General features: G+C 58.2%; 4 protein-coding genes. 2 read left to right on the top strand and 2 right to left on the bottom strand.

The genetic code is table 11. The annotated features are described in order from the left end of the window. The first annotated feature begins 151 nt into the window (after positions 1 to 151). Positions 152 to 1,279 carry a methyl-accepting chemotaxis protein gene (locus AC3B8H_RS18520; RefSeq protein ID WP_488443010.1) on the top strand — a complete coding sequence of 376 codons (1,128 nt, stop codon included), beginning with the start codon at positions 152 to 154 and terminating at the stop codon, positions 1,277 to 1,279. Between the two features lie 17 nt (positions 1,280 to 1,296). On the opposite strand, the gene AC3B8H_RS18515 is transcribed toward AC3B8H_RS18520, so the two are convergent. Beyond that, the gene (locus tag AC3B8H_RS18515; protein ID WP_488443009.1) at positions 1,297 to 2,718 is read right to left on the bottom strand and encodes an Nramp family divalent metal transporter; all 1,422 of its coding nucleotides are present in this window, start codon (positions 2,716 to 2,718) and stop codon (positions 1,297 to 1,299) included. A 420-nt stretch (positions 2,719 to 3,138) separates the two neighbouring features. Between AC3B8H_RS18515 and AC3B8H_RS18510 the strand changes: the two genes are divergently transcribed. After that, positions 3,139 to 3,459 (top strand): hypothetical protein, encoded by a 321-nt coding sequence (locus AC3B8H_RS18510; RefSeq protein ID WP_488443008.1) that lies wholly within the window; start codon positions 3,139 to 3,141, stop codon positions 3,457 to 3,459. Between the two features lie 210 nt (positions 3,460 to 3,669). Here AC3B8H_RS18510 and mepA read toward each other — a convergent pair whose 3' ends face one another. After that, complete coding sequence (mepA, locus tag AC3B8H_RS18505) at positions 3,670 to 4,527, bottom strand: penicillin-insensitive murein endopeptidase (protein WP_488443007.1); 858 nt, start codon at positions 4,525 to 4,527, stop codon at positions 3,670 to 3,672. Positions 4,528 to 5,023: the final 496 nt, after the last annotated feature.

Here is a 5,023-nt window from a genome sequence, read left to right as displayed (position 1 = left end):
AAGCATAAGCTTACATCCAATGGCGGCGGTCTAAAGTAGGATGTTTTAAGCGTCCGGATTTCCGTCAGGTTTTATTGACTACAATACAGGCGCAGCGAGGCGGTTGTCCGTCATTGGCTGTCATCATTAAATGACAAAATAGGTTGGGGTAATGTTCTCGTTTCTTTGGAAAAACCGCGAATTGGAAGAACTCAAGCTGCAACTGGCCGATGCCAACCGGCGGATTCAACAGCAGTCCGATGAATTGGAACGCTCGCGCCTGGCGTTGCAGCGGGCGGAGGCGGACAACGCGGCGCTGCAGGCGGCACACCAGCGCGATTTAGGCACGATCGCCCATTTGCAGAACTTCGGCCAGTCCTTGCTGAATATGCAGACCAGTCTGTTGACCTTGGCCAACCGGCTGCGGGATGAAAAGGATAACGCTATCGAGGCCCAGGGCATCTCGATCACCAGCAGCGAGGCGATTGGGCGAATTTCCCACAACTTGGTCGAATTGGCAGACGGTTCCAGCCATGCCGCCGAGCAGGCCGGCTCGCTGGACCAAAGCTCGCGGGAAATCATCGGTGTCGTCAAGCTGATCCGCGACATCGCCGATCAAACCAATTTGCTGGCGTTGAATGCCTCGATCGAGTCAGCCCGGGCCGGCGAACAAGGGCGCGGTTTCGCGGTCGTGGCGGACGAAGTGCGTACCTTGGCGCAGCGTACCGCCGAAGCGACCAACAAAATATCGGCGCTGGCCGAATCCATCCGCAACGCCAGCGGCAGTACGCGCGAGCAAATGAGCCAATTGGCGGACCACGCCAGAAACTATAGCGAGGAAGGCCAACGCGCAACCGGCACGATGCGCGAGCTGCTGGACTTTTCGGTGACGATGGAAAAAGTGGTGGCGGCGTCGTCGCTGCGCAGTTTCTGCGAATTAGCCAAATTAGACCATTTGATATACAAGTTCGAAGTCTACAAAGTGCTGTTTCAGTTGTCGTCGAAAACAACTAGGGACTTTGCCGAACACACTGAATGCCGTTTAGGCAAATGGTACTACCAGGGTGAAGGCCGGGCCTGTTTTTCCAAACTGCCTGGCTATTTAGAAATCGAACAGCCGCATGTGACCGTGCATCAAGCGGCGCTGAAAGCATTGACGGCCCACGCCGCCGGCGACGATCAAACCATGCTGGCGTCGGTGGGGCGCATGGAACAAGCCAGTTTGGACGTGCTTAGCAACTTGGAGAAAATCGCCCACAGCGCCGAGGTCAATGCCGGCGTGTTGTGCAAGGCCCATTGAGCCGATACCGTAGTCCGTCAAAACCCCAGCACGGTTCGTATATACAAAAAGGCCAAGGTCAAATACACCGCAAAGCTGACCGCCAGCAGCCAAGGCCGGCGGCGGGGTTTGGCCCAAGCCGGCAAATGCGGCGGCAGCAGGCGGTGATTCAGCCAATACAGCAGCGGCGGAAACAGGATGGTGCCGGCGAAGCCGATCACGGCGCTGGTCAGTATCAACGGGCCGGGTGCGTCCAATTGCATCGTGAAGCAGGTGATCAGCGTTAACAACCCCAGAAATAGATAGTACCAACGCCGGGCCGGCCAGCGTTGCGCGGCTGGAAACAGCGTTAACACGATGTCGGCCTGGATGCGGCTGACCGCGTCGGCGGTAGCCAGCCAAGTGTCGGTCAAAAATGCCGCCGCAACCACCAGAAACAACAGTCTGCCGATTTCTCCCCAGCTGACCGCGAAGAATTGGCTTTGCACGACGGCCAGCTCGTATTCCTGCGGTAATAGGCCTTTGGGGTAGAGCAAGGCATAGGCCAGCAGGCAGGTCATCAAGGTCGTCAATAAATTGCCCAGGATACCGACCAGAATGTCGGCGCTCAAGAAGCGCCGCCAGATTTGCCAACGCTCCGCACTCTCGGGCTCGTCTTGCGGCAGAAAGCCGTCGCTGAGTACTGCTTCCTCGCTGCCGCCCAAACCGGTAATCCGGCCAACCCAGGCGGCCATGCCGGCGCCTTTATCGCGCAACCAGTAGGAATAAAACAAAATCCAGAAGCCGCCCAGTCCGGCAAAGGTGATGGCCGTCAACAACTTGCTGGCGTCGCCGGCTTCCCAAGGCCGTGACATCGGCGCCGTCGGTCCCAGCAGGCCTCGTGCGAACTCGGGTAGCTTGGCCGTCACGTCGCGTTGCAGGCAGGCCGATAACAAACCAAACACCGTGACCACCGCGACCAGTTTCATGAAGCGTTCGATCAAGGTGTAAACCACACCGCTGGCCATAATCGCGGCCAGAAATACCGCGATGGATAGATAACCCCAGCACAAACTTTGCTCGCGTTGACTCCAACCGGCCGGCCAATGGGTCAATTCGGCCATCGCGGTGCCGCCGGCCGACGCGAACGCGCCGAACCAAAAAAACGACACCGACATCAACAGCCATAGAAAGATGCCCAGCCGGCGGTTCAACCGAATAAAACCGTGAAAGATGCTTTCGCCGGTCAACAGCGTGTAACGGCCGATCTCCAGATTCAACGGGTATTGCAACAAACACGCCGGCACCAGCAGCCAAAGAAAGGTCAAACCGTATTTGGCGATCATGTACGGCCACCAGATCAGTTCGCCGCTACCTTGCGCCAATGCCATCCAGACCACGCCGGGTCCCAACGCGGCCCACCAACCGGGAAAGGCCGGAATGGCGCGGCGGGGTAGGGCATCTAATGGAGTGTTGTTCATTGGACAGAGCCGGTTGGTGTCAAATGCCCGCCATTTCCGCAAATTCGCCGGAATTTGGCAAGTGCGGCTTGTCGCTACCTGATTCGGTTAGGCTGGGCATGGTCTACGATAACGATGAAGAAGCGATGTTCGCTCCCGATCTTTTTCATTTTCCGGGGCGAAAATCCTTTCATGCGCACTAGGTTTCTAGTCATCAGCCGGCTAACTGTGATCGGTTTCACTTTTCCGGAACTCGGCTAGACTTGTTGATCATTAGGAAATGCGAGTTTCGCCGTAGCTTTAATATTTAGCAACTTGGCATTTTTCCTGCTGTCCAAGGTGGAACGCCAAATCGTTGGCGAAGGTAGCCGGCGGCGCCAAGCCAGCCGGCGCGAGGTGTGGCGGCGCACCGACGGTGTTGCCGGAGATCGGGAGGTAGCCATGAAGAAGTGGACTGTCTTTTGCAGAGGGTGCGGATCGCTGGCAGTGGTCTGCGGGATGTTAATCGTCGCGGAATCCGGATACGCGGAAGGTTCGGATAAACTGGTATTGACCTTGTCGGAAGCCGGCTTGGCGAAATTCGATGCCGCCGCGCAATCCGGTCCGTTGTCGCCAACCACCGATGAACCGCTGTCGTTGCGGAAAGTCAAACCCCGGCCGGTCAATGTGGGTTGCGAGGTTGACGTGAATCAGTACGGCGTGGACAACAATGCCTTGAGCAGCCGATTGACCGGCGAGTGTAATTTTCGCTATCGCTACTGAATTGGACTTGGTCGGATTTAAGCAACAGTGTAACGCCCGCCGGGAAGCCGGATCACGGTGCCACGGAATGCAAGCGGCCACCTACCGATGGCGGCTGGATTTCGACAGCCGGATTGTCTAAAGATCGCGTAAGTTTTTCGGCCCGGAGAATCAACAAGACGGGTGTAGCAGCGGCTTTAGCCGCGATAAAAACCGTTGCTGCTGCCGTGGTTACTCCCGCAACAACTGCTCGCACAGGGCGGGTAACGGTGGTGGGATGGATGTCGGGCCTGGTGCCGGCCTCTTGGCCTCTTCGGTAAACCACCACGCTAGGCTGGCGTCGCAGCCGTCGCCGGCCGGCAATGGGTCCTGGCCTTGGCAGGCCGGGTTGTCGGCGGGGCATTTCAAGCGCACGTGAAAATGATCGTCATGCTTCCACCAGGGCCTAATCTTGCGCAACCAGCCGGCGGCACCCGGAAATTTGGCGTCGCACAAGGTTTGCTTGACGGCGGGATGCACGAAAATGCGGTCCACCTCCGGGCGCAGCGCCGCCGCTTCCAACACTTGGGCATGCTTGGGCGACCAGGCGTGCCGGTCGATCCGATACGCGCGCATATCGACCACCGACGGCGCGCTCCAAGTTTCCCGCTCTTCGGCGGACAACACGCGCTGGTCGGCTTGCTCCGACAACAAAAACCAAATATCCACATCCAAGCCGGATTGGTGGCTGCGGTGGCCGCTGAGCGTCGGGCCGCCGCGGGCTTGTCCCAAATCGCCGATCAGCAAACTGCCCAGCTTGCGGTCGCGCGCGGATTGGCCGAGCGCTTGGATGAAGGCAATCAGGTCGGCATGGCCGTAATAGCGTTGTCGGGACAGGCGCATCACCTGATAACCGGGGCCTTGAAGCGGCAATGTGGCCGCGCCGGCGACGCAACCGTTGGTATATGAGCCGATACTGAAACTCCCGGCGGGACGCGAAGACGGCGTTTTGATTGCCGCCCAGTCGGCGGCGGTGGAGCCGGCGGCGCTGGGCGCGGCGAAAACCAATGCAACGGACAGTAACGCAAGGAAAGCACGAATATAGAACATAAAATAACCGGCGGTAAACAGTCCCGGCATTTTAAACCAGCCGACTCGGGAAAGGGCCGTAGTCGCATTCGATGTCACCCGATGGTTTACGGTCAAGCCGCGCTGTAGCCTGATTTATGCTCGCATACCTTCGAACCCCGATCGACATGCAACGATCCGCCTTGAACCGGGGGCATGCTGGTTTCAACCAACCGCAATCCAGCGCTAACCGGCAGGCTGCCGGGTCGAACACCGGCGCGTCTTGGTCTAACCAGCATGAGCCTATCTGTGACAGCGAAGCTTCCAGCAAAAACAGGCACGCTTTTCTCAGCCGCGCTGACGTTTCTCCGCTCCACTTAGGGCGCTTCGGTTTAAACAGGCAAAGTTCATCCTAAAAAGAGCAGTTGGGCGATGAAAAATACCGTTCGTCCTGAGTTTGTCGAAGGGCGAGCGGGATTTTTCAATCACCCGGAGGGTGAGTGTGTTCCGAGCCGTCCGTGCTTCGACATTGCTCGGC

The sequence above is a fragment of the Methylomonas sp. BG-2 genome (genome assembly GCF_057766305.1).
This window is presented reverse-complemented; position numbering and strand designations above follow the sequence as displayed.

What these genes read in the sequence shown, in the direction of transcription:
- AC3B8H_RS18515 (WP_488443009.1), bottom strand. Translation starts at nt 2,718, where the DNA reads ATGAACAACACTCCATTAGATGCCCTACCCCGCCGCGCCATTCCGGCC.
- mepA (WP_488443007.1), bottom strand. Translation starts at nt 4,527, where the DNA reads ATGTTCTATATTCGTGCTTTCCTTGCGTTACTGTCCGTTGCATTGGTT.
- AC3B8H_RS18510 (WP_488443008.1), top strand. Translation starts at nt 3,139, where the DNA reads ATGAAGAAGTGGACTGTCTTTTGCAGAGGGTGCGGATCGCTGGCAGTG.
- AC3B8H_RS18520 (WP_488443010.1), top strand. Translation starts at nt 152, where the DNA reads ATGTTCTCGTTTCTTTGGAAAAACCGCGAATTGGAAGAACTCAAGCTG.